This is a genomic window from Lysobacter terrestris, from assembly GCF_014489475.1.
Taxonomy (GTDB): domain Bacteria; phylum Pseudomonadota; class Gammaproteobacteria; order Xanthomonadales; family Xanthomonadaceae; genus Agrilutibacter; species Agrilutibacter terrestris.
This window is the reverse complement of record NZ_CP060820.1, coordinates 655,660-681,911: the sequence shown is the minus strand read 5'-3', so window position 1 is coordinate 681,911 and position 26,252 is coordinate 655,660. Positions and strand designations below refer to the sequence as shown.

Below are 26,252 nucleotides of genomic sequence, written 5' to 3'. Positions count from 1 at the left end.
TCAACCACGGCCCCGTTCAAGCGTTATATCCCGTGCCTTCCCATTGCCAGGTTCCATGAGCGCAGCCCGCAAGCCGTCCCCCGTCCGCAAATCGTCTTCCTCGCTCCGCCGCGTCGCGGTCGCAGCGGTCGCGCTCGCCGTCGTCATCGGCGGTGTCTACCTCTGGCGCCATCGTAGCAATGACGAAGCCGCTTCCGCCTTCCGCACCGCGAAGGTCGAGCGCGGCGACATCCGCGTCACCATCTCCGCCACCGGCGCGCTCAACGCGACCTCGCAGGTCGACGTCGGCAGCCAGATTTCCGGCCAGGTGACCGACGTGCTGGTCGACTACAACGACCGCGTCAGCAAGGGCCAGGTCATCGCGCGCATCGATCCGAGCACCTACGAGGCGCAGATCGCCCAAGGCAACGCGCAGATCAACAGTGCGCGCGCCGGCTTGGCCACTGCCGAGGCGACGCTGCGCAACGCCGAGGCCGACTACAACCGCAAGGCCGAACTGGCCACGCAGCAGCTGATCGCGCGCGGCGACCTCGACCTCGCCCGCGCCGCGCGCGACCAGGCGCGCGCGCAGGTCGCCTCGGCGCAGGCGCAGATCCGCCAGCAGACCGCATCGACGCAGACCACACGCCTGAACCTGCAGCGCACCGTGATCCGCTCGCCGGTCGACGGCGTGGTGCTGTCGCGTTCGATCGAGCCCGGCCAGACCGTGGCGGCGAGCCTGCAGGCGCCGGTGCTGTTCCAGATCGCCGAGGACCTGTCGCAGATGGAGATCCTGCTCGCGGTCGACGAAGCCGACATCGGCCAGGTCAAGCCCGGGCTCGACGTCGACTTCACCGTCGACGCGTATCCCGAGCGACGCTTCCGCGGCAAGGTGAAGCAGGTCCGGCTGGCCGCCACCAACACCAGCAACGTCATCACCTATCCGGTCGTGGTCTCGCTCGACAACGCCGACCAGGCGCTGCTGCCGGGCATGACCGCCAACGCCGAGATCGAAGTCAGCCACCGCGAGGACGTGCTGCGCGTCAGCAACGCGGCGTTGCGCTACAAGCCCGACCAGGAAACCGCCGGCACCGGTGCCGGCGAGCAGGCGGGTGGCAACGGGCGCGGCAACTTCGCCGAGGATTTCGCGCGCATCGCCACTACGCTCAAGCTCGATGCGCGCCAGCAGGCGGCGTTCGACGAAGCGCTCGCGGCGATCCGCCAGCGCGCCGCGGCGCGCCAGGCCGCGCCGGCGCAGCAGTCCGGCGCCAGCCTGTTCGGACGCGGCCCCGGCGGGCCGGGCGGTGGTGGCAACCGCAGCGGCGCCGGTGGCGGCAATGCCGGCGCGATGCGGCAACGCATGGCAGAGCGCTTCAACCAGCAGTTCGCCGCGTTCAAGGCGACGCTGGCCGAAGATCAGCGGGCGCAGTGGGACAAGGAACTCGCCGCATTGCTGGGTTCGCGTCGCGCGCCGCTGTACAAGCTGGTCGACGGCAAGCCGCAGGCGGTGACGGTGCGCGTGGGCGCTTCCGATGGCAGCAATACCGAAGTGTCCGGCGACATCCGCGAAGGCGAGGAAGTGATCGTCGGTAGCGGGCGCGCCGCGAAATGAGTGCGTCCGCCGAAGATCGTGCGCACGCGCGCGCCGGTGCGGTGATCGAAACCCGGGCGCTCGGCAAGGTGTATTCGCCCGGCAGCGAGGCGGAAGTCGTGGCGCTGCGCGACGTCGACCTGCGCATCGGCAGCGGCGAATTCGTCGCCATCATGGGGCCGTCGGGCTCGGGAAAGTCGACGCTGATGAACCTGCTGGGCTGCCTGGATACGCCGTCGAGCGGCACCTACCACTGCGACGGCATCGACGTTGCCACGCTCGATGCTGAAGAACGCGCGGCACTGCGGTTGGAGAAGATCGGCTTCGTGTTCCAGGGCTTCAACCTGCTGCCGCGCATGAACGCGCTGGAGAACGTGGCGATGCCGATGGGCTACGCCAATGTGCACCGTGAGGAGCGGCTGAGCCGCGCGCGCGAGGCCTTGGCGGCGGTGGGCCTGGGCGAACGCGCCAGCCATCGCCCGAGCGAATTGTCCGGCGGCCAGCAGCAGCGCGTCGCGATCGCACGCGCGCTGATCAACCGCCCGCCGATCCTGCTCGCCGACGAGCCTACCGGCGCGCTCGACAGCCGCACCGGCGAGGAGATCCTGGCCCTGTTCAAGCGCCTGCAGCAGGAGAACCACACCGTCGTGCTGATCACCCACGACCCGGACGTGGCCCGGCATTGCGATCGGATCTTCGTGATGCGCGATGGGCGAATCACCGCGTAGAGCCGATGCCCTATCGGCATCGGCTGCGGTGATGAGCGCCCGGCCATGGATGGCCGGGCCGGTGGTGGGAGAACCACATGGCCGCGCCATGGATGGCAACAAGAAGCTTTGGAGATACAGATGAATTTTCTCGAAGTGCTGCACACCGCGGTCTTCGCCCTGCGTGGCAACTGGCTGCGCAGCGCGTTGACCTCGTTGGGCGTGATCATCGGCATCGCCGCCGTGATCGTGATGGTGTCGGTGGGCCAGGGCACGCAGCAGGAAATCGACAAGCTGGTATCGGGCCTGGGTTCGAACCGACTCGACATCGGCGGTGCCGGCGGTTTCGGCGGCGGCGGGGCGCGCGTCGCCGCGGGCAGCCGCTACACGCTGGACGAGGCCGATGCCGGCGCGATCCGCGAGGAGATCCCGGAAGTGCAGTACGTCGCGGCGATGCTGCGCGGCGGCACCCAGGTCGTGTACGCGGAGAGCAACTGGTCCACGCAATGGCAGGGCGTGCAACCGGACTTCTTCGCCATCAACGGTTGGGAGATCAAGGACGGCAACGGCTTCGACACGCGCGACTACAACGGTGGCAAGTCGGTGATCCTGGGCGAGAGCGTGCGGCGCGAGCTGTTCGCCGACGAGGATGCGGTCGGGCAGACCGTGCGTATCGGTCGCGTGCCGTTCACCGTGGTCGGCGTGCTCAAGTCGAAGGGGCAGGGCGGCTTCGGCCAGGACCAGGACGATATCGTGCTGGTGCCGCTGGAAACCGCGCGCCGACGCCTGATGGGCGCGGCCAACGTGCCGCCGGGCGCGGTGCAGCAGATCGCACTGGGCGTGACCCGTGCGGAGGACGTCGACTACGTGCAGGGCGAGGTGGAAGCGCTGCTGCGCCAGCGCCACAGGATCCAGCCCGGCGACGAGGATGACTTCAGCGTGCGCAACATCGCCGAAGTCGTCGCCACGCGCACGCAGACCACGCGGCTGATGTCGCTGCTGCTGGGCGCGGTCGCCACCATTTCGCTAATCGTCGGCGGCATCGGCATCATGAACATCATGCTGGTCTCGGTGACCGAACGGATCCGCGAGATCGGCCTGCGCATGGCCGTGGGTGCGGGGCCGTCGGACATCCGTCGGCAGTTCCTCGCCGAGGCGATGCTGATCTCGCTGATCGGCGGTGTCATCGGCATTGCGTTGGGCGTGGTCGGGGCGTTGCTGGTCGGGCGGCTGGGCTCGTTGCCGGTCGCGCTGAACGGGCAGGTGATCGCGCTGGCCGCGGGCTTCTCGATCGCCACCGGCCTGTTCTTCGGTTACTACCCGGCGCGCAAGGCCTCGCAGCTGGATCCGATCGAGGCGCTGCGGCAGCAGTAGGGGACGCGTGGCAGTTGTCGTGTCTTTCCGAGCGAAGTGAGGGATCTGCTGTTGGCGTGCAGGAGGGCAAGAGCCCGGTCGCCTACCCATGTCGGCCGCAGGCGCGGCCCCAACACTCCGACACCCATGCGTCATCGCGGGCCGGTCCCCCGCTGCGCCCGGGATGACAGCGCGGGCAGCGGTTTATGCTTGAAGCATGCCGACTCCCAGGAAACCGCCATGCGCCAGCTTTCCGCCCTGCTGCTTGCTTTCGCCGCCATGACCGCGCACGCCGCCGACAAGCCCCGGACCGCGCTGGTGATCCACGGTGGCGCGGGCGTGATCGAACGCAGTGCGCTCAGCGCGCAGGACGAACGCGAGATCCGCGCGGCGCTCGACCGCGCGCTGGACGCCGGCAACGCCGTGCTCGCCAAGGGCGGCAGTGCGCTCGATGCGGTCGAGGCCGCCATCGTGGTGATGGAGGAGTCGCCGCAGTTCAACGCCGGCAAGGGCGCGGTGTTCAATGCCGAAGGCAAGCACGAGCTCGATGCCTCGATCATGGACGGCCACACGCGCAAGGCCGGCGCGGTGGCCGGAGTGAGCACCGTGCGCAATCCGATCCGTCTCGCGCGCGCGGTCATGGAACACAGCCCGCACGTGATGCTCGCGGGGATGGGCGCGGAGAAGTTCGCCGACAGCCGCCCCGAGCTTGAACGCGTGCCCAACCACTGGTTCGATACCGAGCGCCGCCGTCGCCAGCTGGAAGAGGCGCAGGCGAAGGAAAAGGCCGGCGCGGCGATCGTGGAGAAGGGCAAGTATTTCGGCACGGTCGGTGCGGTCGCGCTCGACGCGCAGGGACACATCGCCGCGGCGACCAGCACCGGCGGCATGACCAACAAGCGCTGGGGCCGCGTCGGCGATTCGCCGATCATCGGTGCGGGCACCTGGGCCGACGACCGCTGCGGCGTGTCGGGCACCGGCTGGGGCGAGTTCTTCATCCGCAACGCGGTCGCGCACGACATCTGCGCGCGAGTGGCCTATCGCGGCGATGCGCTTGCCGTGGCGGCCGACGAGGTGATCAACAAGGTCGTCCCGGCCAGCGGCGGCGACGGCGGCGCCATCGCATTGGATCGCGACGGCAACATCGCGCTGCCGTTCAACACCAGCGGCATGTACCGCGCGTGGATCAAGCCGGACGGTTCGCGCGGCACGGCGATCTTCCGCGACGAACGTTGAATCGATGCGCGCTCTTCTCCTCCCCGCATGCGGGGAGAAGATGCCCGGAGGGCAGATGAGGGGCAGCGAGCGCAGCGAGTTGCTCTTGATCTTTTCAATAGGCGACAGCAACGGCAAAAGCAGCTCGCTGCGCTCGCTCCCCTCACCCGCCCTTCGGGCCCCCTCTCCCCGCAAGCGGGGAGAGGGGGATAGCTCAAGCATTCGCGGTCTGCTGCTTCGACCATTCCTGCATCGCCTTCTTCATCTCTTCCGGCCCCACGTCGCGCACGTGCGTGCCCAGCGACCACTTGTGGCCGAACGGGTCGATCACCGTGCCCATGCGGTCGCCCCAGAATTCTTCCTTCACCGGGCGGTCCGCTTTCGCGCCCGCCTTGATCGCGCGGTCCCAGGCCGCGTCGGCGTCGGGGCCGTAGATGACGAAGCTGGCGGTGGCGCCGCCGCGCTTGTTCGGGCCGAGCGCCTGCATGTCGGGCCATTCGTCGGACAGCATCAGTTGGGTGTCGCCGATGCGGATTTCGGCGTGGCCGATCTTGTCGCCCATCGGCAGGCGGTACAGCTCTTCGGCGCCGAAGGCGCGCTCGTAGAAATCGATCGCCTTGGCGGCGTCGTCGACGATCAGGTAGGCGTTGACCGAACGGTAGCCCTCGGGAATCGGATTGACGGACATCGCGCTGCTCCTTGGGGGAAGAAGGCGCAGGCTGCGCCCGTGGCCGTTAGGCGGCAATGATCGTTCTTGCCGCGTGCAGGCGCGGGCCCGGCAGGGGCGGGGGCAGGGGGCTTGTGGCAGAATCCCGGGTTGATTGCGGCCTCCCGGCCGCATCGCCCGGCCCCGTTCGCGGCCGTCCAGACCGCCAAGCCCCATGCCCGTCCAACCGACCGCCACGTCCCCGGAGCGCCGCCATGGCTGACGCCACCGGTCATCTTCCGCGCCATCCGTCGCGCATCCTCAAAGCCGCGAAGTGGTCCATGCAGGGCCTGCACGCCGCGTGGACCCACGAGTCCTCGTTCCGGCTCGAGGTCTACCTGTTCGTCGTGCTGGCGCCGCTCGGCTGGTGGCTGGGACAGACGCCGGTGGAGCGCGTCCTGCTGATCGGTTCGATGCTGCTGGTGCTGAGCGTCGAACTGCTGAACTCCGCGATCGAAGCGGTGATCGAACGCTACGGCCCCGAGCACCATGAACTGGCCGGACGTGCCAAGGACATGGGCTCGGCGGCGGTGTTCGTGGTGATGATGAACGTGCTGCTGGTGTGGGGCGCGATCCTGCTGCCGCGCGTGCTGTAGGCGGCCCTGGCCCGCCATTCCTGTTCTCGAATTTCCGATTGAAGCCTGACGGCGGGCCTGGGCCCGCCCTACCGAGAAACTGCAAGTGATTGAACTGCTGACCGATCCGCAAACCTGGATCACCCTGATCACCCTGAGCGCGATCGAGATCGTGCTCGGCATCGACAACCTGGTGTTCATCTCGATCGCGGTCAGCAAGCTGCCGCTGGTCCAGCGCGAGAAGGCGCGCAAGTTCGGCATCGCGGTCGCCTGCATCACGCGCGTGGCGCTGCTGCTGACGCTGGCCTGGCTCGCCGGCCTGACCCAGGACCTGTTCTCGGTGTTCGGCATGGGCATTTCCGTGCGCGACCTGGTGCTGATCCTGGGCGGCGTATTCCTGCTGGTGAAGGGCACCGCCGAAATCAAGGATCTGATTGCCGGTGAAGGCGAATCCGAGGACGTCCACACCAAGCCGGCCGTGTCCTTCATGGGCGTGATCGCGCAGATCGCCGTCATCGACATCGTGTTCTCGCTCGACTCGGTCATCGCCGCGGTCGGCATGGCCAACCAGACGCCGGTGATGGTCGCCGCGATCCTGCTCGCCGTGGGCGTGATGCTGCTGGCTGCGACGCCGCTGGGGCATTTCATCGAGCGCAACCCGACCATCAAGATGCTGGCGCTCGCCTTCATCGTGCTGGTGGGCGTGTACCTGATTGCCGACGGTTTCGGGCTGGAGATCCCGAAGGGCTACATCTACGGCGCGATGGGCTTCTCTGCGCTGGTGGAATGCCTGAACCTGTGGGCCAAGCGCACCGCGATGCGGCGGGTGGAAGCCGACTGAGTGCTTTCCTCCCCTTTTGCCATGCGAAGGGGGAGGGCAAATCGTCATCACGCCGGCTTAATTCCGGCCGATGCTGCAATGCGCGACGACGTACCGTCCTGACTAAACGCTCGCCCGAACCGCCCACCCACACCGCCTAGGGGACTCCCATGCGCAAGCTCCTCATGATGCTGGTCCTGGTCTCGCTCACCGCCATGCTCGGCGGCTGCGGCTACAACTCCATCCAGCAGAAGGACGAGGCGGTGAAGGCCGCCTGGTCGCAGGTCCTCAACGTCTACAAGCGCCGCGCCGACCTGGTGCCGAACCTGGTTGCCACCGTGCGCGGCTACGCCACCCACGAGCAGCAGGTGCTCACGCAGGTGACCGAAGCGCGCTCGAAGGTGGGCAGCATCAACGTCAACGCCGACGATCCGGCCTCGCTGCAGCAGTTCCAGCAGGCGCAGGGCGAACTGCAGAGCGCGATCGGCCGCCTGCTGGTGGTCAGCGAGAATTACCCGCAGCTGAAGGCCGACCAGAACTTCCTGCAGTTGCAGGCGCAGCTGGAAGGTACCGAGAACCGCATCGCGGTCGAGCGCCAGCGCTACATCGCCTCGGTGCAGGACTACAACACCTTCATCCGTTCGTTCCCGCAGAACCTCACCGCGATGATGTTCGGCTACAAGACCAAGCCGAACTTCACGGTCGAGAACGAACAGCAGATCCAGGAAGCGCCGAAGGTCGATTTCGGCCAGCCGCCGCCGGCCCCGCAGCCGCCGGCCGCGCCGACGCCGCCGCCCGCACCGTCGGGCGGCTGATCGCCAGCCGCATCCCGTGATGCTGCGACGCCTGGTCGCACTGGCTTGCCTGCTGCTCGCCTGCGCCGTCGCGCAGGCGCAGCAGCTTGCGGCCATCCCGCCGCTCACCGGACCGGTCATCGACACGACGATGACGCTGGATGCGGCGACGAAGCAGCAGCTTGAGGCGCAGGCCCTTGCCCTGCAGCAACGCAAGGGCAGCCAGCTGCAGGTGCTGATCGTTCCCAGCACCGAACCCGAAGACATCGCGCAGTACGCGGTGCGCGCCTTCGGCACGTACAAGTTGGGGCGCGAAGGCACCAGCGACGGTGTGCTGCTCGTGGTCGCCAAGACCGATCGCCGCGCCTGGATCGCGACCGGTTACGGACTCGAGGGCGCCATTCCCGACGCGACCGCGTATCGCGTCGTGCAGGAATACCTGCTGCCCAGGTTCCGCGCGGGCGATTTCAACGGTGGCGTGATCGATGCGACCGGGCAGCTGGTGAAGCTGATCGACGGCGAACAACTGCCCGCGCCGCTGGCGCAGGAACGCCCACGTCGCGAGGGGCGCGGCAGCGATTTCCTGTTCGCCCTGTTCGCGGCCTTCATCGTCGCGCAGGTGGCACGCGCCTTCCTCAATCCCGTGCCGTCCTTCCTGCGCGGCATCCTCGGTGGCGCGGCGGCCGGCGGCGTGGCCTGGTTGATTTCGTCGCTCGCGCTCGTGGGCGGGCTGGGTGGCGTGATCGGCTTTCTCGTGGGGCTCGCCAGCATGCCGAGCGGCCGCCATGCCGGTCACGGCGGCTGGGGCGGATTCGGCGGTGGTGGTGGCGGTTGGGGCGGTGGCGGCTTCGGCGGCGGAGGCGGTGGCTTCGGTGGCGGTGGGGGCGGCTGGTCCGGTGGTGGCGGCATGACGGGTGGTGGCGGCGCAGGAGGCAGCTGGTGATGCGACTGCTCAGGCACCTCTTCGCCATGCCTTCGCGCCGGTTGTTCGCCGCTGATGCGCTGCAACGCATCGCCAGGGCGATCGCCGCCAGCGAAGCGCGACACACCGGCGAGCTCCGCTTCGCCGTCGAGAGCGCGCTGCACCCGCGCGCGGTGCTGGCCGGCATGCAGGCGCGCGATCGTGCGCAGGAAGTCTTCGCCCAGTTGCGCGTCTGGGACACCCAGGCCAACAACGGCGTCCTGCTGTACCTGCTGCTGGCGGACCACCGCATCGAAGTCGTGGCCGATCGCGGCTTCAACGGTCTGGTCACGCCCGAACAGTGGCGCGGCGCCTGCCTGTTGATCGAGGAGCGGCTGAAGGCCGGCGAACCGGAGGCCGCGGTGTTGCGCGGCGTGGAAGCGCTGTCGGCGCTGATCGAGGCGCACTTCCCTCGCGAAGCCGGTTACGTCGACGAGAACGAGCTGCCGGACGAACCGCACCTGCTGTAGGGGGCTGTCATCCCGAGCGCAGCGAGGGACCTGTTGTTCCCGGTGCGCGCCGCAAGAGCAGATCCCTTGCTGCGCTCGGGATGACGTCAGGAAGGTTGGCCCATGTCCCGCCGTGCCCCACGGAGGGCACAATAGCCATATTCCCGCGCGGAGCCTTTCCCCGGCATGACCGTCCTGCACCAGATCGACCCCATCGCCCTCGACCTCGGCACCTGGAACCTTCCCGTCCTGGGCAGCGTGCATCCGCAGATCCACTGGTACGGAATCATGTACCTGCTCGCGTTCGCGACGGCCTGGTGGCTGGGCCAGCGACGCGTGCGCGCCGGGCGGCTGCCGGGCGTCAACGAGCAGGCCTACGGCGACCTCGTCTTCTACTGCGCACTCGGTGTCGTGCTGGGCGGGCGCCTGGGCTACATCCTGTTCTACGACCTGCCCACCTACCTCGCGCAACCGCTGCAGGTGTTCAAGATCTGGCAGGGCGGCATGAGCTTCCACGGTGGCCTGCTCGGCGTCGTCTTCGCCGCCTGGTGGTGGTCGCGCCGGCACCGGCTGCACCTGTTCGACACGGTCGATTTCGTCGCGCCGCTGGTGCCGCCGGGCCTCGGCTTCGGCCGCCTCGGCAACTACATCAACGGCGAGCTGTGGGGCAAACCCACGGGCGGCGACTGGGGCGTGGTGTTCCCGAGCGATCCGGCGCTGCAGCACCTGCCGCTGTCGCAGATCCAGGCGCAGTTCGCCACCGGTGCGCTCGACCAGTTCGCGCGGCACCCGTCGCAGCTGTACCAGGCGGGCCTGGAAGGCCTGGTCATGTTCGTCGCGCTGTGGTGGTACTCGCGCAAGCCGCGGCCGCGTTACGCGGTGTCGGGGTTGTTCGCGCTGCTGTACGGCATCTTCCGTTTCCTCGTCGAATTCGTGCGCGTGCCCGATGCGCAGATCGGCGAGCAGGGCTATCTCGCGTTCGGCTGGCTGACGATGGGGCAGGTACTGAGCCTGCCGCTGATCGCGCTGGGCCTGTTCTGGCTGTGGCTGTCGCGGCGCTCGCCCACCCTGCAGCCGGCGCTCTCGTAGCAGGAGACGTATCGAATGAAGCAGTACCTGGATCTTCTCCGTCACGTCCTCGAGCACGGCAGCGAGAAGGCCGACCGCACCGGGACCGGCACGCGCAGCGTGTTCGGCTGGCAGATGCGCTTCGACCTCGCCCAGGGCTTTCCGCTGGTCACCACCAAGAAGCTGCACCTGCGCTCGATCGTGCACGAGCTGCTGTGGTTCCTGCAGGGCGAAACCAACATCGCCTACCTGAAGGACAACAAGGTCTCGATCTGGGACGAGTGGGCCGACGCCAACGGCGAGCTCGGCCCGGTCTACGGCAAGCAGTGGCGCCGCTGGGCCGCCGCCGACGGCGGCGAGATCGACCAGATCCGCTGGGTGGTCGAGGAGATCAAGCGCAATCCGGATTCGCGCCGCCTGATCGTGTCCGCGTGGAACGTGGCGGACCTGCCGAAGATGGCGCTGATGCCGTGCCACACGATGTTCCAGTTCTACGTCGCCGACGGGAAGCTCAGCTGCCAGCTCTACCAGCGCAGCGGCGACATCTTCCTCGGCGTGCCGTTCAACATCGCCAGCTACGCGCTGCTCACCCACATGGTCGCGCAGGTGTGCGGGCTGGGCGTGGGCGATTTCGTGCACACGCTGGGCGATGCGCACCTGTATTCGAACCACTACGAGCAGGCGCGCGAACAGTTGTCGCGCGAGCCGCGCCCGTTGCCGCGCCTGAAGCTCAACGAATCCGTCCGCGACATCTTCGGTTTCAGCTACGACGACATCGCGATCGAGGGCTACGAGCCGGCGCCCGCGATCAAGGCCCCGGTCGCGGTCTGATCAGGGCCTCCGTGACGAAGGGCCAGACGCAATGACGGTCGCACTGCACCTGCTCGCCGCGCTCGATCGCCAGCGCGCCATCGGACGCGGCAATGCGCTGCCTTGGCACCTGCCGGACGACCTCAAGCGCTTCAAGGCACTGACGCTGGGCAAGCCGGTGCTGATGGGGCGCAAGACGGCGGAGTCGCTCGGGCGCGCGTTGCCGGGACGGTTGAACCTGGTGCTGACGCGCTCGGGGCAGGTGCCGTTCGAAGGCATGCGCGCGGTCGCGTCGCTCGATGAAGCCATGCGTGTGGCGGGCGACGCCGGCGCCACCGAGGTGTGCGTGATCGGCGGCGGCGAAATCTACGCCCTGTGCCTGCCTTTGGCCTCGCGGATGCATCTCACCCACGTCGATACCGTGGTGGAGGACGCCGATGCGTTCTTTCCGCCGTTCGATCCGGCGCAGTGGCAGGTCACGGCGAGCGAAGCGCATGCAGCCGATGCGCGCCACGCGTTCGATTTCGCGTTCGTCGATTACGCCCGGGTCGAATAGCCCGAGACGTTCCTTGAACGGCGTCGAGGCGCAGGATGCGGAAGTTCGCGTTTCCGATCCTTTTCTGTGTGCTCAGTCGCCGCCGCGCGCGCCCGCAGGCCGGTTCTCACGCGGGCGGTGATACGGCGGTCGCGGCCGGGGCGGGTTCGCCGGTACGTCGCGGCCGGGCACCTGGACGACGCGCAGCTCGTCCGTGTCCAGCTGCAATGCGGTGAGCTTGCCGCCCCATACCGCGCCGGTGTCGATCGCGTGCACGCCGTGGCCGATGAACAGGCCCAGCGTCGACCAGTGGCCGCAGACGATCTTGAGGTCGCGCTCGACGCGTCCGGGCACTTCGTACCAGGGGTAGAAGCCCGGTTGCTGCGTGCCCGGCGCGCCCTTGTCCTCGAAGCCGATGCGGCCGCGCGGCGTGCAGTAACGCAGGCGGGTGAATACGTTGATGATCGCGCGATGGCGATCGACGCCGGTGAGCTTCGGGTGCCACGCCGGCTTGTCGCCGTACATGTTCTTCAGCAGGCGGCCGGGCTGGTCGCCGTGCAGGCGTTCCTCGACTTCGCGCGCGTGGCGCTCGGCCATGCTGGTGGTCCACTTCGGCGACAGGCCGGCGTGCACCATCATCCATCCCAGCGTGCGGTCCGCGTGCACCAGCTTCTGCGTGCGCAGCCAGCCGATCAGTTGGTCGCGATCGTGCGCGAACAGCACGCCCTGCAGGTCCGGGTTGACCTTGCGCTGCTCCTCCTCGCGCCGTTCGCTGATGGCGAGCAGCGACAGGTCGTGGTTGCCCAGCACCACGACGCTGCGCTCGCGCAGCGAATGCACCAGGCGCAGCGTTTCCACCGACTGGCCGCCACGATTGACCAGGTCGCCGCAGAACCACAGCGTGTCGCGCGCCGGATCGAAGGCGAGCCGTTCCAGCAACCGTTGTGTCGCGTCGTAGCAGCCCTGCAGGTCGCCGATCGCCCAGACGGCCATGTCAGTGCAGCGTCCGCGGGATGGTCAGGGTGAAGGCCGGGATCGGCGCCGCGAAGCGGGTGCCGTCGTCGGCCAGCATCTGGTAGTCGCCGTGCATCGTGCCCAGGTCGGTTTCCAGCACCGCGCCCGAGGTGTATTCGAAGTTCTCGCCGGGACGCAGATAGGGTTGTTCGCCGACGACGCCGTCGCCCGCGACTTCCTCGGTCTTGCCGTTGGCGTCGGTGATGACCCAGTGGCGCGCCAGCAGGCGCGCAGGCACCTGGCCGCTGTTGCGGATGCGGATGGTGTAGGCGAAGACGTAGCGATCCTGCTCGGGCTCGGACTGGTCGTCGAGATAGCGGGTGGCGACATCGATGTCGATGGAGTAAATGCGTTCCATGCCCGCAGTGTAGTGCGCGGCGGGCTTGCGGCCAACGTCACGCCACATCATTGCGATGGTGATGCGGCGCCCGCGGCCGGCGAACGCAACGACGTGGGCGTTCGCGGTACGGGGCCTCAGCCCAGCAACGAATTCGCCAAGCGCACGAACCCCGCAACCTCGACCTGCTCCGCACGCGCATCCGGGCGCAACCCCGCGGCCTCGATCGCCGCCGCATCGCATTGCTGCGACAGCGCATTGCGCAGGGTCTTGCGGCGCTGCCCGAATGCATCGCGCACCACAGCTTCGAACTTCGCGTGGTCGCGCACGTCCACGGTCGCCGGATCGCGCGGCACCATGCGCACCACCGCCGAGTCCACCTTCGGCGGCGGGCGGAACGCGCCCGGCGGCACCGTGAACAACGGCGTCACCTGGCAGTAGGCCTGCAGCATCACGCTGAGCCGCCCGTAGACCTTGCTGCCCGGCGCCGCCGCCATGCGGTCGACGACTTCCTTCTGCAGCATGAAATGCATGTCGCGGATGGCCGCCGCGTGTTCCAGCGCATGGAACAGGATCGGCGAGGACAGGTTGTAGGGCAGGTTGCCGACCAGGCGCAGCCGCGCGTTGTCGCCGCCGTTGTGCGCCAGCGCGGTGAAGTCGACCGTCAGCACGTCGCGGTGGATCACCTCGAGCGTGCCGTGTGCGCGCGCGGCTTCGGTGAGCGGGAAGATCAGGTCGCGGTCGAACTCGATGACGGTGAGTTCGCGGTGCCGGTCCAGCAGCGGGAAGGTGATGGCGCCCTGGCCCGGGCCGATCTCGACCAGCCGGTCGCCGGGCTGCGGATCCACCGCCTGCACGATCTTGCTGATGATCCCGCGCTCGTGCAGGAAGTGCTGGCCGAGGTGTTTCTTGGCCGGTTCGGTGAAGGCGGTGGATCGGGTCATGCGCGGATTATCGCCGCTTAATGCGCGCGCTACGCGCCGCGCCGGCGGGCGGTGGCGATGCGCGCGCAGGTTTCGGCGGCCGCGATCAGGCTGGACGGATCCGCGAGGCCCTTGCCGGCCAGGTCCAGCGCCGTGCCGTGGTCGACCGCGACCCGCGGGTAGGGCAGGCCGAGGGTCAGGTTCACCGCGCGCTCGAAGCCGCTGTACTTGAGCACCGGCAGGCCCTGGTCGTGATACATCGCCACCACCGCGTCGAAGCCGCGCAGCTTGCCCGGCAGGAAGGCGGTGTCCGCGGGCAGTGGGCCTACCAGCTGCATGCCTTCCTCGCGCAGGGCGGCGAGCACCGGTTCGATCACCTGGATCTCCTCGTGCCCGAGGTGGCCCGCTTCGCCGGCATGCGGGTTGAGGCCGAGCACCGCGATGACCGGATCGACGATGCCGAAGTCGCGGTGCAGCGCCGCGTGGGTGATGCGCAGCGTGCGTTCGACCGCGACCGGCGTGATCGCATCCGCGACCGCGCGCAGCGGCAGATGGGTGGTGACCAGCGCCACGCGGACGATGTCGTTGGCGAGCATCATCACGACATCGCGGCCGGCGTGCGCGGCCAGCAGCTCCGTGGTTCCGGTGTACGCGATGCCGCCGTCGTTGATCGCCGCCTTGTGCACCGGTCCGGTGACCAGCCCGGCGAAATCGCCGCGCAGGCAGCCCTCCGCCGCGAGGCGCAGTGCGTCGATGACGGCGCCGGCATTGTGCGGGTCGGGAGTGCCGAAGGCGGGGGTTGCGACGTTGGCCACTTCCTGCACGGCGAGCTCGCCGGCGCGGCCCGTCGCGCGGTCGGGATCAACCAGGGTGAGCGGCAGCGCCAGGGCCCGTGCCGCGGCCAGCAGGCTGCGTGGGTCGGCAAAAGCGGTCAGCCGGTAATCGCGCGGCGCCTGTGCCAGGCGCACGCACAGCTCCGGCCCGACGCCGGCCGGTTCGCCCGGGACCAGCGCGAGCCGGACAGGGTCCATCGATCAGCCCTTCGGCTTGGCCTCGGCGGCCGGCGCTTCGACCGGCAGGCCGTTGCGCATGTCGACGAAGTAGGCTTCGCCACGCATTTCCTGCAGGAAGCGGTTCCACTCGTCTTCGAGCTTGCGGCGGCCGATCGTGTCGCTGATGCGGGCGCGGCGGTTCTCTTCGTCCGTGTTGGTCTGGCGCGTGGCCAGGCGCTGCACGACGTGCCAGCCAGCGTCCGTGCGGAACGGCGCGGACACCTGGCCGTCGCTCAAGGAGGCGACCTGGATGCCGAAATCGCTGCCGTACTGCTCGGGCACGAACCAGCCGAGGTCGCCGCCCTTGGCCTGGGAATTGAGGTCCTGCGATTCCTGGCGTGCGACTTCGGCGAAATCGGCGCCGCCCTTGATACGGGCGGCGATGGTGTCGATTTTGGCCTTCGCCGCGGCTTCGGTGGTCGTGTCGCTCATGCGCACCAGAATGTGGCGGGCGTGCACCTGGGTGATCGTGTTGGCGCTGGCTGCCTGGGATTCGTCGCGCACTTCCACCAGCTTGAGCAACTGGAAGCCGCTGGCGCCGCGCAGCGGGGCGCTGACGTCGCCGGCCTTCATGCCCTTCACCAGCGTCGCGAACGCGGCGGGAATCTCGTCGAGCGAACGCCAGCCCAGGTCGCCGCCTTCCAGCGCGTTGGGGCTATCGGAATAACGCACGGCCGCGGCCGCGAAATCGACTTCGCGGCGATCGATCAGGCCCTGCACGCCTTCGATCTTGCTGCGCGCGGTCTTGATCTGTTCGGCCGTGGCGCCTTCCGGCAGCGCGACCATGATGTGGGCGAGGTGGTACTGCGCGCCGGCATTCTTCTGCGCGGCGAGCGCCGATTCGATCTCGGCGTCGCTCACGGCAATGCGGCTCTGCGCGAAGCGCTGGCGCAGGCGCTGCACGACCAGTTCGTCGCGGATCGAATTGCGGAAGTCGGCGAAGGTGCCGCCATCGGCGACCGCCTGCTGGCGCAGCTGCTCCATGCTCAGCTTGTTCTGCTGGGCGAGCCCCGCGATCGAGGCATCGACTTCCTGGTCGGTGACGCGCACGCCGGTCTGTTCGGCGCGGGCCAGCTGCAGCTTCATCAGCACGAGGCGTTCGAGCACCTGGCGTTCCAGCACGTCGCGCGGCGGCAACTGGCTCTCGCGTCCGGCGTACTGGCGGGTGATGTTGGCGACGGCCCGGTCGAGCTCGCTGCGCAGCACCACGTCTTCATCGACTACGGCGGCGATCCGGTCGATCGGCTGCAGACCGGCGGCCTGCTGCTGGGCGAAGGCGGTGGCGCCGGAAAGCGCGGCGGCCGCGAGGAGGCACGCAAGGAATTTCTTCATGGAGTGGGGTCTGGAACCAGGTCGCGGTCGGTGCGATTCACCGACGAGGGCGGCACGAGATAGAGGTCGTCGCGGTCGTAACCGAGAATAGCACGGCGCAGGATACGCCTCGTGTCCTGTCCGGCGGAGCCCAGGCCCTTCAGCTCGAACTCCACCTGCAGGCTGTTGTTCAGCTCGCCGGTGCGGTTGCGCAGGTAGCGCCGGCCCATCACGCGCACCGCGAGGCAGCAGCTTTCCCATTGCACGCCGGCCAGTTGCTCCAGCGGCTTGTGGTCCTGCAGTGAGTAGTAGTAGCGGCCGACCACGCTCCAGTTCGGATTGACCGGATACAGGAACGAGAAGTCCGCCTGCTTGAACAGGTCGTCGCGGGTGATCGGGTTGCGGCGGTAGCGGTAGCCGATGTTGACGATGCCCTCGTCGCCGATCAGGTAGCGCGCGCGCAGGCTGGCCAGGTTGGTGCCGTGGAACTTCGGGTCCCACTGGTAGGCCGTGGAGATGCTCCAGCGGTCGCTGGGCGCGATCGTGGCCTCTGCGACCCAGGCCGACTTGCCCTGCTGCACCGGTGGCTCGCCCGGCATGACCACGCGCGAGGTGTCGTAGTACTTGATCTGACCCAGGCTCACCGACAGGCGCTCGCGACCATCGTCCTCGCCGATCAGGCGCGTGGTGATGGCGGTGGTGAGCTGGTTCGCATCGGACTGGCGATCCGCGCCGCCGTAACGGTTGTCGCGGAACAACTGGCCCCAGCTGAAGGTCAGCGGCGAGGTGTCGAAGATCGGCAGCCCGCTCTGGTCCTCATACGGGACGTGCAGGTAGTAGATGCGCGGTTCCAGCGTGTGCAGGTAACGGTCGCCGCGGATGGTGGCCTCGCGGTCGAAGAACAGGCCGGCATCGAGGCTGCTGATCGGGACGCTGCGGGTCGGGCGGTCGTCGCGGAACTGTTCGATCAGGTCCGGCGTCAAGGCGACGCCGTAGCGGGAGGCGAACTCGCCTGCGCGGTCTTCCGGCGAGCCATCGAGCTGGTAGCCGGTATAGCGCCACGCCAGCTTCGGGCGCAGGAACCAGCTGCTTCCCTCAAGTGGCAGGCTGATATAGGGCTTGAAATCGAAGCGGCTGCCACCCGGCACGTCCAGGTCGGGTCCGGTCTGTTCGATATCGGCGTGCTCGAAGCGGACCAGCTCCGTATCCAGGCCGGCTTCGAGCCAGCCAAGCGGTTGCTCCCAGCTGAGGTATGCACGCGGCAAGCGGTCGAACGGCAGGCTGCGCTCGTTCAGGGTGTAGTCCGCGAGCTGGTGGTGATCGGCCATCAGCCCCGCTTCCCAGTGACGGCCACGACCGTATACCCCGGCACTGCTGGTGATGCGCGAGGCAGACAGGCCGTACAGGCTGTTGCTGAAGTCCTCGAAATAATGGGTGTCGCTGACCCAGCCGAGGTTGGCGCGTGCGAACCAGCTGCCGCCCAGGCGGTGGATGGCATTGAGCTGGAAGATGCCGCGGTTGTCTTCCGGTGGATTCGCGCCGTAACGCGTCGGCTCGTCGCCCGGCAGGTTGTCGTGCGGCATGTAGTTGCCCGACACGATGCCGCTGCCTTCCGGATACAGCCAGCGGAACTCGCCACCCAGCGCGAAGCCGCGCTTGCTCATGTAGCGCGGGTTGAGCGTGGCGTCGTAGTTCGGCGCGAGGTTCAGGTAAATCGGCTGGCGCCAGTCGAAGCCGTTGCGCCCCGACATGGAAATCGACGGATACAACAGGCCGGTGCGGCGGCGCTCGTCGATCGGGAACATCAGCCAGGGCACGTGCAGCACCGGCACCTTGCCGATGCGCAGGGTCGCGTTGCGGGCGACGCCCATGCCTTCTTCGGTGTTGATGTCGATGCGGCGGGCGCGCAGTTCCCACACCCGTTGCGCGGGATCGCAGGTCGAATAGGTCGAACCGATCAGCGAACCTTCCGCGCCATGCATCTCGATGGCTTCGGCGCCGCCATTGCCGCGGCGACTGGTCAGCTGGTACTGCAGGTCCTCGATCCGGTGCCGGTCCTTGTCCTGGTTGCCGGTCGCCCGCTCGGCGAGCACGCGCATGCCCGCATCCTGGTAGCGCACGCTGCCCTCGGCGACATAGTCGCCGGTGTCGCGGTTGAAGGTGAGCTTGTCGGTATGCAGGGCCTGGTCGCCGCGGCTCAGCGAGACGTTGCCTTGGATCAGGGTGTTCGAATTCTCCAGGTCCTGGAGTTCGTCGCCCTCGATGTCGGTGGGTTGCTGCGTGCGGGTTTCGGGCGAACCGCCTTCCGGCGGCGCGGGCTGGTCGAAACCGGGCAGGGCGTCGACGACCGGGCACAATCCCCAGTTCACGTCGTCGTCGTCCTTGGCATGCGCAGGCAAGGCGAGCGCGATGCAGAGCGACAACGGGAGCAGGCGAAGGCTTTGGCGCACGCGGGCATCCGGGTCCTGAACAAACGGCAGGTAGCTTGCCGCATCCCATGCATACGGGCAATGCAGACGGTATCCGGCGGCGATCGGCATTCATCTTCCGAACAACGGGAAAACGGCGTGTCGTCACCACCGCGTAACCTGCATGCATATGCGGATACCGGGATGGCCAGGCCGGTTTCGGATCGCCGCGTCGCCTTCGCACCGGAATCGATGACGCCAAAAAGCAACGCGGCGGACCCTGAAAGGAATCCGCCGCGTGGTCGTTTCGCTCGAGCGCGCAGCCGGCCTAGTTCGGCGCCGCGGTCGCCTTGGTGTTAGCGGTGCCGGCATCGTTGTGGCCAGCCGCCGGCAGTAACGGCTTCTCGCCTTCGCCCGCGAACAGCGAGGGCTCGTCGAATTCGATGTCCAGCCATGCGCGATCGCTCAGACCGATGGCGCGATCGAGCATGGTCGGCAGCAGGCCGGTGGGCAGCGAGCTTTCGCTGTTCCACAGGATGGCGATGCCGAGGTCGCGGTCCGGCAGCAGTGCAACGACGCCGCGATAGCCCTGCACGGCGCCGCCGTGGAAGACCAGGTTGTTGCCGGCGTAGTCGTACACGCGCCAGCCCAGGGCGTAGCTCGCGGTGTTCAGGCGTTCGCGGCGCCAGGACGAACCACGCAGTTCGGTGGGCGTCGCCACCAGCGGCTGATGCAGCGTGGCCAGCAGCGGCGCGGACAGCACGTCCGGGCGATGCCCGGTCTGGGCGAGCAGCCACTGCGCCATGTCGTTGGCGCTGGCATTCACGCCCGCGGCGGGCAGCACGCGGTAGTAGGAAGCCTTGGGTGTCAGCGACAGCCAACCGCCGCGGGTGCGCACGTGCGGCCGCGCCCAGTTCTGGCTGGCGAGGATGCCGTCCAGGCCGACGCTGGCGTCCTGCATGCCCAGCGGACGCAGGACCTTGCTCTGCAGGGCCTGGGCATACGGCAGGCCGGAGGCGCCCTGGATGACGTCGCCGATCAGGCTGAAGGCGATGTTCTGGTAGCCGTAGCAGGTGCCCGGCGTGCATTCCATCGGCGCGTAGGCGAGCTTGCGGGTCAGCGTCGGGAAATCGACGTTGGCCTCCAGGTCGCGGTCGAATGCGTTGTGGCGCAGGCCGACCCGGTGGCTGAGCAGGTCGGCGACGGTGATGCGCGACGCGGCGGTCGGATCGGCCAGGCGGAAGTCGGGGTCGTACTGGGTCAGGCGGGTGTCCCAGCGCAGGGTGCCGTCGTTGACCAGCAGGCCGGTCACGGTGCCGGCGAAGGCTTTGGACAGCGACGCCAGCCGGAACACGGTGTGGTTGTCCACCGGCAGCGGTGCACGCGTGTCGGTGATGCCGTAGCCGCGCGCGCTGAGCACGCGTCCGTTGTGGACGATGGCCATGGCCATGCCGGGGATGCGGCGGTTTGCGACCAGTTGCTGCGCCATGGCTTCGAACTGGACGACGTCGAAGTTCGAGCCCAGCGGAAGCGTGTTGGCGGCAGGGGCGCGGTCGACGAAACCCGAGCGCGAAACGGGCGCCGCGGCCGGGCGTTCCCAGCGCAACGGCGGTTGCGCATACGACCCCAGGGCCTGCGTCATCAGGCACGAAAGGATCAATCCGGCTTGCCACATCCTGCGGGACCGGCGGCTGGATGGTTCTTTCATCGCTCGCAACGCCTGCGTATGCTCTAGATACGCGCCGGATCATAGCGCCAAAATTCAAAGGAAAGGGGGAACAAGCATGTTCAGCTTGCTGATTTTGTTGGGTTTGGTGATCGTGTTGGCGTTCTGGGTCGTCGGTATCTACAACGGCCTCGTCACCGCGCGAAATGCCTTCAAGAACGCCTTCGCCCAGATCGACGTACAGCTGCAGCGACGCTTCGACCTCATCCCCAACCTGGTCGAAACCGCCAAGGGCTACCTCAGCCACGAACGCGAGACCCTGGAGGCCGTGATCGCCGCGCGTGGTGCGGCGATCTCCGGTCTGTCGGCTGCCAAGGCCAGCCCCGGCGACCCGGCGGCGATGGCGCAGCTCGCCGCGACGCAGGGTCGGCTCAACGGCGCGCTCGGCCGCCTGCTCGCCGTGGCCGAGGCCTATCCGGACCTCAAGGCCAACCAGAACATGATGCAGCTCACCGAAGAGCTGACCTCCACCGAGAACAAGGTCGCCTTCGCCCGCCAGGCCTTCAACGACAGCGTCATGGCCTACAACAACCGGCGCGAAGTGTTCCCGTCGAGCCTGATTGCCGGCAATTTCAATTTCCTCCCGGCCGCGCTGCTGGAAATCCCGGCCGACCAGCAGGCGCAGGTGCGCGCCGCGCCCAAGGTCCAGTTCTGACCGCAGTCATCGGGGCTGCGGTTCCACCCAACACGGCATGAGCAAGGCGACGAGCGAGTCGTCGCCTTCGCCGTGACCTAATTCGTATCGAAGCGATCCGGGCGCCGAGATGAACTTCTTCGAACACCAGGCCACCGCGCGCCGCCATTCGTTCCGGCTCGTGCTGCTGTTCGCCGTGGCGGTGGCCGGGATCGTGCTGGCGGTCGATGCCGCGGCGTGGCTCGTGTTCGCGAACGCAGACGCGCTGCCGGGCGAGACCGCGACGATGCTCGTCTTCACCACGTTGGTGACGCTGGGGATCATCGGCCTGGGCTCGCTGTATCGGGTCGCGACGCTGCGCGGCGGCGGGGAATCGATCGCGCTGCAGATGGGCGGCGTGGCCGTGCCGGAGCAGGGCAACGACTTCCACCTGCGCCGCCTGCGCAACGTGGTGGAGGAAATCGCGATCGCCTCGGGCGTGCCGATGCCGCGGCTGTACGTGCTCGAACACGAAGCGGCGATCAACGCCTTCGCCGCCGGTTATTCACCGTCCGATGCCGTGGTCGCGGTGACCCGCGGCGCGCTGGAGCGCCTCAACCGCGATGAGCTGCAGGGCGTGATCGCCCACGAATTCAGCCATATCCTCAATGGCGACATGCGCCTGAACATCCGCCTGATCGGCGTGCTGTTCGGGATCCTGATGCTGGCGATCATCGGCCGCAAAGTGCTGGAACTGGGCCGCGGTCGCGATCGCAACGCCGGTGCCATCCTCGTGGCGGCGTTGATCGCGATGGTCGTGGGCTACATCGGGCTGTTCTTCGGGCGCCTGATCAAGGCCGGCGTGAGCCGCTCGCGCGAGCGCCTGGCCGACGCTTCCGCGGTGCAGTTCACGCGCCAGACCAGCGGGCTCGCCGGTGCATTGAAGAAGATCGGCGGCGTCGACGCCGGCAGCAAGCTCAGCCATCGCGGCGATGCCGAGGAGATCAGCCACATGCTGTTCGGCGACGGCGTGGGGCTGCGGAGCTGGTTCGCCACGCATCCGCCGCTGGTGGAGCGCATCCAGGCCCTGGAGCCGGGCTTCAGCGACGAACAACTGCTGCGCCTGAGCCTGCAATGGCACGCCAACCCGCCCAGTGGCCTGGAGGAGGACGCGCAGCTGGGATTCACCGGCGCTGTCGTGCCACCACCGCTGCCTGCAGCCACGGCCGAGCAGGCGGTCACGCCGGCCGCGGTGGCCGCGCAGGTCGCGCAACCCGGCGCGGACGACTATCGCCGGGCCGACGCCATCGCCGCGCACATTCCTGCGGACCTGCGCGCGCTGGCGACGCAGCGCGAAAGCGTGGTGCCGTTGCTGCTGGGCCTGTTGTTCGATGCGCAGCCTGCGGTCGTCGACAAGCAGGGCGACGAAATCTCGGCGCGGATGGGCAAGACCGTGGCGCTGGAGGCGCGCCGCCTGCACCAGCAGTTCCTCGCTACGCTGCATCCGGCATTGCGCCTGCCGCTGGCGTCGCTCGCGTTCCCGGTGCTGCGGCTGCGGCCGCGACCGGAGCTGGACGTGTTCCTCGATACGGTCAACGCCATGGTGTACACGGACGGCATCGTGTCGCTGTTCGAATACTGCCTGGCGCGCCTGCTCACCGTGCACGTGCGCGAGTCGCTGGACCCCTCGCGCTATGCGCGTTTCGGCCGGCGCAAGCTGAGCGAGGTGCGCAGCGAGATCGCGACCCTGCTGGCCGTGGTCGCCCAGTCCGGCAACGCGGATGCGGACGCGGCGCGCAAGGCCTACCTGGCCGGGATCCAGCGCGTGATGCCCGACCAGGCCATGCCCTACCTGGCGCGCCCGAATGGCGTGCTCGCGCTCGACGACGCCTGGATGCCGCTCGACGCGCTGGAGCCGTTGGCCAAGGAAGTGCTGGTTGAAGCGATCACCGCGACCATCGGCCACGACGGTCGCGTCAGCATCGCCGAGGCCGAACTCCTGCGCACGATCTGCAGCACGCTGCATTGCCCGCTGCCGCCGTTGCTGGGCAAGGCGGCGTAGGTAAAACGCCGGACGCCCGGTTTCGCGGAACGCGTGCGCCGCTTCGCGACGCAGCGACCGGTCGGGGCGGTGCGGGTCGAGGACGAGTTTCGCCGCGGGTTTTTCAGCCAGCGCGGCCCGCGATCAGGTCCGCCGCGCGCTCCGCGATCATGATCGTCGGTGCGTTGGTATTGCCGCTCACCAGCGTCGGCATCACCGAAGCGTCGATCACGCGCAGCCCATCCACGCCACGCACGCGCAGCTGCGGGTCGACGACGGCCGCATCGTCGCTGCCCATGCGGCAGGTGCCGACGGGGTGGTACACGGTTTCGGCCTTGGAGCGGATGAAGTCGACCAGTTCGGCATCGCTGAGGTCGTTGCGCGAGGGATGGATCGGCGCGCCGCGGTACGGATCGAAAGCCTTCTGCGCGAGGATGTCGCGCGAGATCCGCGCGCATTCCAGGGTCATCTTCAGGTCGAAGCCTTCAGGGTCGCTGAAGTAGTTGGCCTCGATGCGCGGCTTGTCGCCCGCGCTGGCGCTCGCCAGGGTGATGCGGCCGCGGCTGTGCGGGCGCAGGAAGCAGGCGTGCATGGTGTAGCCGTCGCCCGGCAGGCGGTTGCGGCCGTGGTTGTCGATCATCGCCGGGATGAAGTGCAGCTGGATGTCGGCGCGCTCGTCCGGGGCGAAGCGCGAGCGCAGGAAGGCGCCGCCTTCGGCGATGTTGCTGGTGCCCGCCCCGACGTGGCCGCGCAGGAAGAAGTCGAACGCGGTCTTCAGCTCGCTCACGCGGTCGTAGCTGACGCGCTGCGAACAGTGCACCAGCGCGCTGGTGTCGAGGTGGTCCTGCAGGTTCTCGCCGACCTGGGGTGCATCGACGACGACATCGATGCCGTGGCGGCGCAGCTGCGCGGCGGGGCCGATGCCGGACAGCATCAGCAGCTGCGGCGAATTGATCGCGCCGCCCGACAGCAGGATTTCGCGCGCTGCCGACTGGTGGAAGGCCTTGCCGCCGACGCTGTAGGTCACGCCGCTGGCGCGGCCCTGGTCGAAGGTGATGCGGCTGGCCTTCGCGCCGGTGATCACCGTGAGGTTGTGCCGCGACTTCACCGGGTCGAGGTAGGCAACGGCGCTGGAGCAGCGCGCACCGTTCTTCTGCGTCACCTGGTATTGGCCGACACCGATCTGGCTGGTGCCGTTGAAGTCGTCGTTGCGCACGTAACCCGCCTGCTGACCGGCTTCGATGAAGACCCGGGTGAGCGGATTGACGTGGCGCAGGTTGGACACGTACAGCGGTCCCTGGTCGCCGTGCAGCGCGTCGGCGCCGCGTTCGTTGCGTTCGCTGCGGCGGAAGTAGGGCAGCACGTTCTTCCAGTTCCAACCGTTCGCGCCCTGCGCCGCCCAGTCGTCGTAGTCGCCGGCGACGCCGCGGATGTAGCACATGGCGTTGATCGAACTGGAACCGCCCAGCACCTTGCCGCGCGGCCACCACAGGACGCGGTTATGGAGTTGCGGCTCGGGGACGGTGCTGTAGTCCCAGTTGATCGTCAGGTTGCCGCCGAGCTTCGCCAGGCCGGCCGGCATGTGGATGAAGGGATGCCAGTCGCGCGGGCCGGCTTCCAGCAGCAGGACCTTGCAGTCGGGGTCTTCGGTCAGCCGGTTGGCGAGGACACAGCCGGCCGAGCCGGCGCCGATGATGATGTAGTCGTACAACGTGACGTCCCCGCTGATTACGCGCTGGAAACTATGCTCCGGGGCTAGAGCAAATGCTCGCCGGGCGAAATGCCTCATACCGCCGGTCCGACCGTACGGCCCGGACCCTCCCGCCCGCGGGCAGTCGTGGTGGCAGCCGCGGCTGCCTTTCGGCTACCGTGCGCCCAGCAACCCGCAACCGCAGGAACCCCGCCGGATGACCTCTGCCGCCACGGCCCCGGCACCGCAATCCCGTGTCCATGCGGGCGAATGGCGGGCGGTGATCCTGTCCTTCGCCTATTTCTTCTGCGTGCTCACCGCCTACTACGTGATGCGGCCGGTGCGCGAGCAGCTGTCCGCCGCGGTGGGCTCGACCCAGCTGCCCTGGTTCTACGCGGCGACGTTCTTCACCACGCTGGCACTGGCGCCGGTCTTCGGCGCGCTGGTGTCGCGCTACCCGCGCCGGATTGTGGTGCCGGCGGTGTACCTGTTCTTCATCGCCTGCCTGATCGGCTTCATCCCGCTGTTCACCCAGCAGGGCCTGTTGAGCCCGCGCGTGCTGGGCACGGTGTTCTTCGTATGGGTGAGCGTGTTCAACCTGTTCGTGGTGTCGGTGTTCTGGAGCTTCATGGCTGACATCTGGAGCGAGGAGCAGTCGCGGCGGCTGTTTCCGGTCATCGCGGTCGCCGGCACCGTCGGCGCGGTCACCGGGCCGCTGCTGACGCGCACGTTGGTCGACGTGATCGGCGTGGCGCCGCTGTTGGCGGTGTCGGCGACGCTGCTGGCGGTGGCGGTGGCCTGCGCCATCCTGCTGGGACGCTGGGCGCGGGTGCATGGCGCGCGCCGCCATGACGCCTCGCACGAAGTCGCCATCGGCGGCGGCATGCTCGACGGCCTCAAGCAGATCTTCTCGTCGCCGTTCATGCGCAGCATGGCGCTGCTGCTGCTGTTGGCGGACGGCATCGGCACGGTGAACTACGCGCTGGTCTCCGATTATTCCGGCGCCACGTTCACCGATGCGGTGGCGCGCACGCGCTTCGCCGCGAACGTGGACCTGGCCGCGAACGTGCTCACGATCCTGCTGCAACTGCTGGTCACGCGCTGGCTGTTGCCGCGCAAGGGGCCTGGCGTGCTGATCGCGCTGTGGGCCGGCATCAGCGTGCTGGCGCTGGCGATGGTGATTTTTTCGCCGGATCCGCACGCGCCGATGGTGGGCATGTTCCCTGCCGTCGCGCTCGCGCTCATCATCAGCCGCGGGCTCGCCTATGGCATGGCCGAACCCGCGCGGCACAGCCTGTTCACCCGCGTGCCGCGCAGCGAGCGCTACAAGGGCCAGAATGCCGTCGATACCGCGGTGTGGCGGTTCGGCGACGTGGCGATCGCATTCGGCATGAACGGGCTGCGCACGCTGGGGATGACCGTGGGTGGCTTCGCCACCTTGAGCGCGCTGGCGGCGTTCACCGCGGCGGCGATCGGCATTCGCCTGTCGCGGCAGGGCATGTTCGGCGACCGCCCGGCCCGCGAGGCGGCGCGCAGCTGAATCCATCGGTGCCGGCCAAGGCGCCTTCATTGAC

Annotated in this window: 24 protein-coding genes; 15 read left to right on the top strand and 9 right to left on the bottom strand. The window is 68.4% G+C overall.

What is annotated here, in order from left to right; genetic code table 11:
* The first annotated feature begins 55 nt into the window (after positions 1–55).
* The 4 genes from H8B22_RS03240 (at position 56) to H8B22_RS03225 (ending at position 4,866) form a co-directional block, all read left to right on the top strand.
* Positions 56–1,591, top strand: coding sequence for an efflux RND transporter periplasmic adaptor subunit (locus H8B22_RS03240; RefSeq protein ID WP_187712690.1), 1,536 nt, complete (start codon positions 56–58; stop codon positions 1,589–1,591).
* Positions 1,588–2,298, top strand: a complete 711-nt coding sequence (locus H8B22_RS03235; RefSeq protein WP_187712689.1) for an ABC transporter ATP-binding protein — start codon at positions 1,588–1,590, stop codon at positions 2,296–2,298. Before H8B22_RS03240 ends, H8B22_RS03235 begins: the two co-directional genes overlap by 4 nt.
* 120 nt (positions 2,299–2,418) lie before the next feature.
* Positions 2,419–3,651: an ABC transporter permease gene (locus H8B22_RS03230; protein WP_187712688.1), complete on the top strand. Its 1,233-nt coding sequence runs from the start codon at positions 2,419–2,421 to the stop codon at positions 3,649–3,651.
* A gap of 219 nt (positions 3,652–3,870) precedes the next feature.
* A complete protein-coding gene (locus H8B22_RS03225) occupies positions 3,871–4,866 on the top strand; it encodes an isoaspartyl peptidase/L-asparaginase family protein (protein ID WP_187712687.1) in 996 nt (331 codons plus the stop codon).
* A gap of 193 nt (positions 4,867–5,059) precedes the next feature.
* Here H8B22_RS03225 and H8B22_RS03220 read toward each other — a convergent pair whose 3' ends face one another.
* Positions 5,060–5,533 (bottom strand): VOC family protein, encoded by a 474-nt coding sequence (locus H8B22_RS03220; protein ID WP_187712686.1) that lies wholly within the window; start codon positions 5,531–5,533, stop codon positions 5,060–5,062.
* Between the two features lie 233 nt (positions 5,534–5,766).
* Between H8B22_RS03220 and H8B22_RS03215 the strand changes: the two genes are divergently transcribed.
* The 8 genes from H8B22_RS03215 to H8B22_RS03180 all read left to right on the top strand — a co-directional run bounded on the left by H8B22_RS03215 (position 5,767) and on the right by H8B22_RS03180 (position 11,584).
* A complete protein-coding gene (locus tag H8B22_RS03215; RefSeq protein WP_187712685.1) occupies positions 5,767–6,147 on the top strand; it encodes a diacylglycerol kinase in 381 nt (126 codons plus the stop codon).
* Positions 6,148–6,232: 85 nt separating this feature from the next.
* Positions 6,233–6,967 carry a TerC family protein gene (locus tag H8B22_RS03210; protein WP_187712684.1) on the top strand — a complete coding sequence of 245 codons (735 nt, stop codon included), beginning with the start codon at positions 6,233–6,235 and terminating at the stop codon, positions 6,965–6,967.
* A 149-nt stretch (positions 6,968–7,116) separates the two neighbouring features.
* Positions 7,117–7,761, top strand: a complete 645-nt coding sequence (locus tag H8B22_RS03205; protein WP_187712683.1) for a LemA family protein — start codon at positions 7,117–7,119, stop codon at positions 7,759–7,761.
* 22 nt (positions 7,762–7,783) lie between these two features.
* Positions 7,784–8,683: a TPM domain-containing protein gene (locus H8B22_RS03200; protein ID WP_187713509.1), complete on the top strand. Its 900-nt coding sequence runs from the start codon at positions 7,784–7,786 to the stop codon at positions 8,681–8,683.
* On the top strand, positions 8,683–9,171 hold the full coding sequence (locus tag H8B22_RS03195; protein ID WP_187713508.1) for a TPM domain-containing protein: 489 nt from the start codon (positions 8,683–8,685) through the stop codon (positions 9,169–9,171). The genes H8B22_RS03200 and H8B22_RS03195 overlap by 1 nt, the downstream gene beginning before the upstream one ends.
* Positions 9,172–9,336: 165 nt before the next feature.
* Complete coding sequence (lgt, locus tag H8B22_RS03190; protein WP_187712682.1) at positions 9,337–10,239, top strand: prolipoprotein diacylglyceryl transferase; 903 nt, start codon at positions 9,337–9,339, stop codon at positions 10,237–10,239.
* 15 nt (positions 10,240–10,254) lie between these two features.
* Positions 10,255–11,049 (top strand): thymidylate synthase, encoded by a 795-nt coding sequence (locus tag H8B22_RS03185; protein ID WP_187712681.1) that lies wholly within the window; start codon positions 10,255–10,257, stop codon positions 11,047–11,049.
* A gap of 31 nt (positions 11,050–11,080) precedes the next feature.
* Positions 11,081–11,584, top strand: a complete 504-nt coding sequence (locus H8B22_RS03180; protein WP_187712680.1) for a dihydrofolate reductase — start codon at positions 11,081–11,083, stop codon at positions 11,582–11,584.
* A 72-nt stretch (positions 11,585–11,656) separates the two neighbouring features.
* On the opposite strand, the gene H8B22_RS03175 is transcribed toward H8B22_RS03180, so the two are convergent.
* From H8B22_RS03175 to H8B22_RS03145, 7 genes are all read right to left on the bottom strand, one after another.
* Positions 11,657–12,556, bottom strand: coding sequence for a symmetrical bis(5'-nucleosyl)-tetraphosphatase (locus H8B22_RS03175; RefSeq protein WP_187712679.1), 900 nt, complete (start codon positions 12,554–12,556; stop codon positions 11,657–11,659).
* A gap of 1 nt (position 12,557) precedes the next feature.
* A complete protein-coding gene (gene apaG, locus H8B22_RS03170) occupies positions 12,558–12,935 on the bottom strand; it encodes a Co2+/Mg2+ efflux protein ApaG (RefSeq protein WP_187712678.1) in 378 nt (125 codons plus the stop codon).
* Between the two features lie 116 nt (positions 12,936–13,051).
* The gene (gene rsmA / locus H8B22_RS03165) at positions 13,052–13,858 is read right to left on the bottom strand and encodes a 16S rRNA (adenine(1518)-N(6)/adenine(1519)-N(6))-dimethyltransferase RsmA (protein ID WP_187712677.1); all 807 of its coding nucleotides are present in this window, start codon (positions 13,856–13,858) and stop codon (positions 13,052–13,054) included.
* 29 nt (positions 13,859–13,887) lie between these two features.
* On the bottom strand, positions 13,888–14,868 hold the full coding sequence (gene pdxA, locus H8B22_RS03160) for a 4-hydroxythreonine-4-phosphate dehydrogenase PdxA (protein WP_187712676.1): 981 nt from the start codon (positions 14,866–14,868) through the stop codon (positions 13,888–13,890).
* A 3-nt stretch (positions 14,869–14,871) separates the two neighbouring features.
* A complete protein-coding gene (locus H8B22_RS03155) occupies positions 14,872–16,221 on the bottom strand; it encodes a peptidylprolyl isomerase (protein WP_187712675.1) in 1,350 nt (449 codons plus the stop codon).
* The gene (lptD, locus tag H8B22_RS03150) at positions 16,218–18,650 is read right to left on the bottom strand and encodes an LPS-assembly protein LptD (protein WP_187712674.1); all 2,433 of its coding nucleotides are present in this window, start codon (positions 18,648–18,650) and stop codon (positions 16,218–16,220) included. The genes H8B22_RS03155 and lptD overlap by 4 nt, the downstream gene beginning before the upstream one ends.
* A 286-nt stretch (positions 18,651–18,936) precedes the next feature.
* A complete protein-coding gene (locus tag H8B22_RS03145; protein ID WP_187712673.1) occupies positions 18,937–20,316 on the bottom strand; it encodes a serine hydrolase domain-containing protein in 1,380 nt (459 codons plus the stop codon).
* 76 nt (positions 20,317–20,392) lie between these two features.
* On the opposite strand from H8B22_RS03145, the gene H8B22_RS03140 reads away from it, so the two are divergent.
* Positions 20,393–20,989 (top strand): LemA family protein, encoded by a 597-nt coding sequence (locus tag H8B22_RS03140; protein ID WP_187712672.1) that lies wholly within the window; start codon positions 20,393–20,395, stop codon positions 20,987–20,989.
* Between the two features lie 109 nt (positions 20,990–21,098).
* Complete coding sequence (locus tag H8B22_RS03135) at positions 21,099–23,009, top strand: M48 family metallopeptidase (protein WP_187712671.1); 1,911 nt, start codon at positions 21,099–21,101, stop codon at positions 23,007–23,009.
* Positions 23,010–23,112: 103 nt separating this feature from the next.
* On the opposite strand, the gene H8B22_RS03130 is transcribed toward H8B22_RS03135, so the two are convergent.
* Complete coding sequence (locus H8B22_RS03130; protein ID WP_187712670.1) at positions 23,113–24,699, bottom strand: GMC family oxidoreductase; 1,587 nt, start codon at positions 24,697–24,699, stop codon at positions 23,113–23,115.
* Positions 24,700–24,895: 196 nt separating this feature from the next.
* On the opposite strand from H8B22_RS03130, the gene H8B22_RS03125 reads away from it, so the two are divergent.
* Positions 24,896–26,218: an NTP/NDP exchange transporter gene (locus H8B22_RS03125; RefSeq protein ID WP_187712669.1), complete on the top strand. Its 1,323-nt coding sequence runs from the start codon at positions 24,896–24,898 to the stop codon at positions 26,216–26,218.
* Positions 26,219–26,252: the final 34 nt, after the last annotated feature.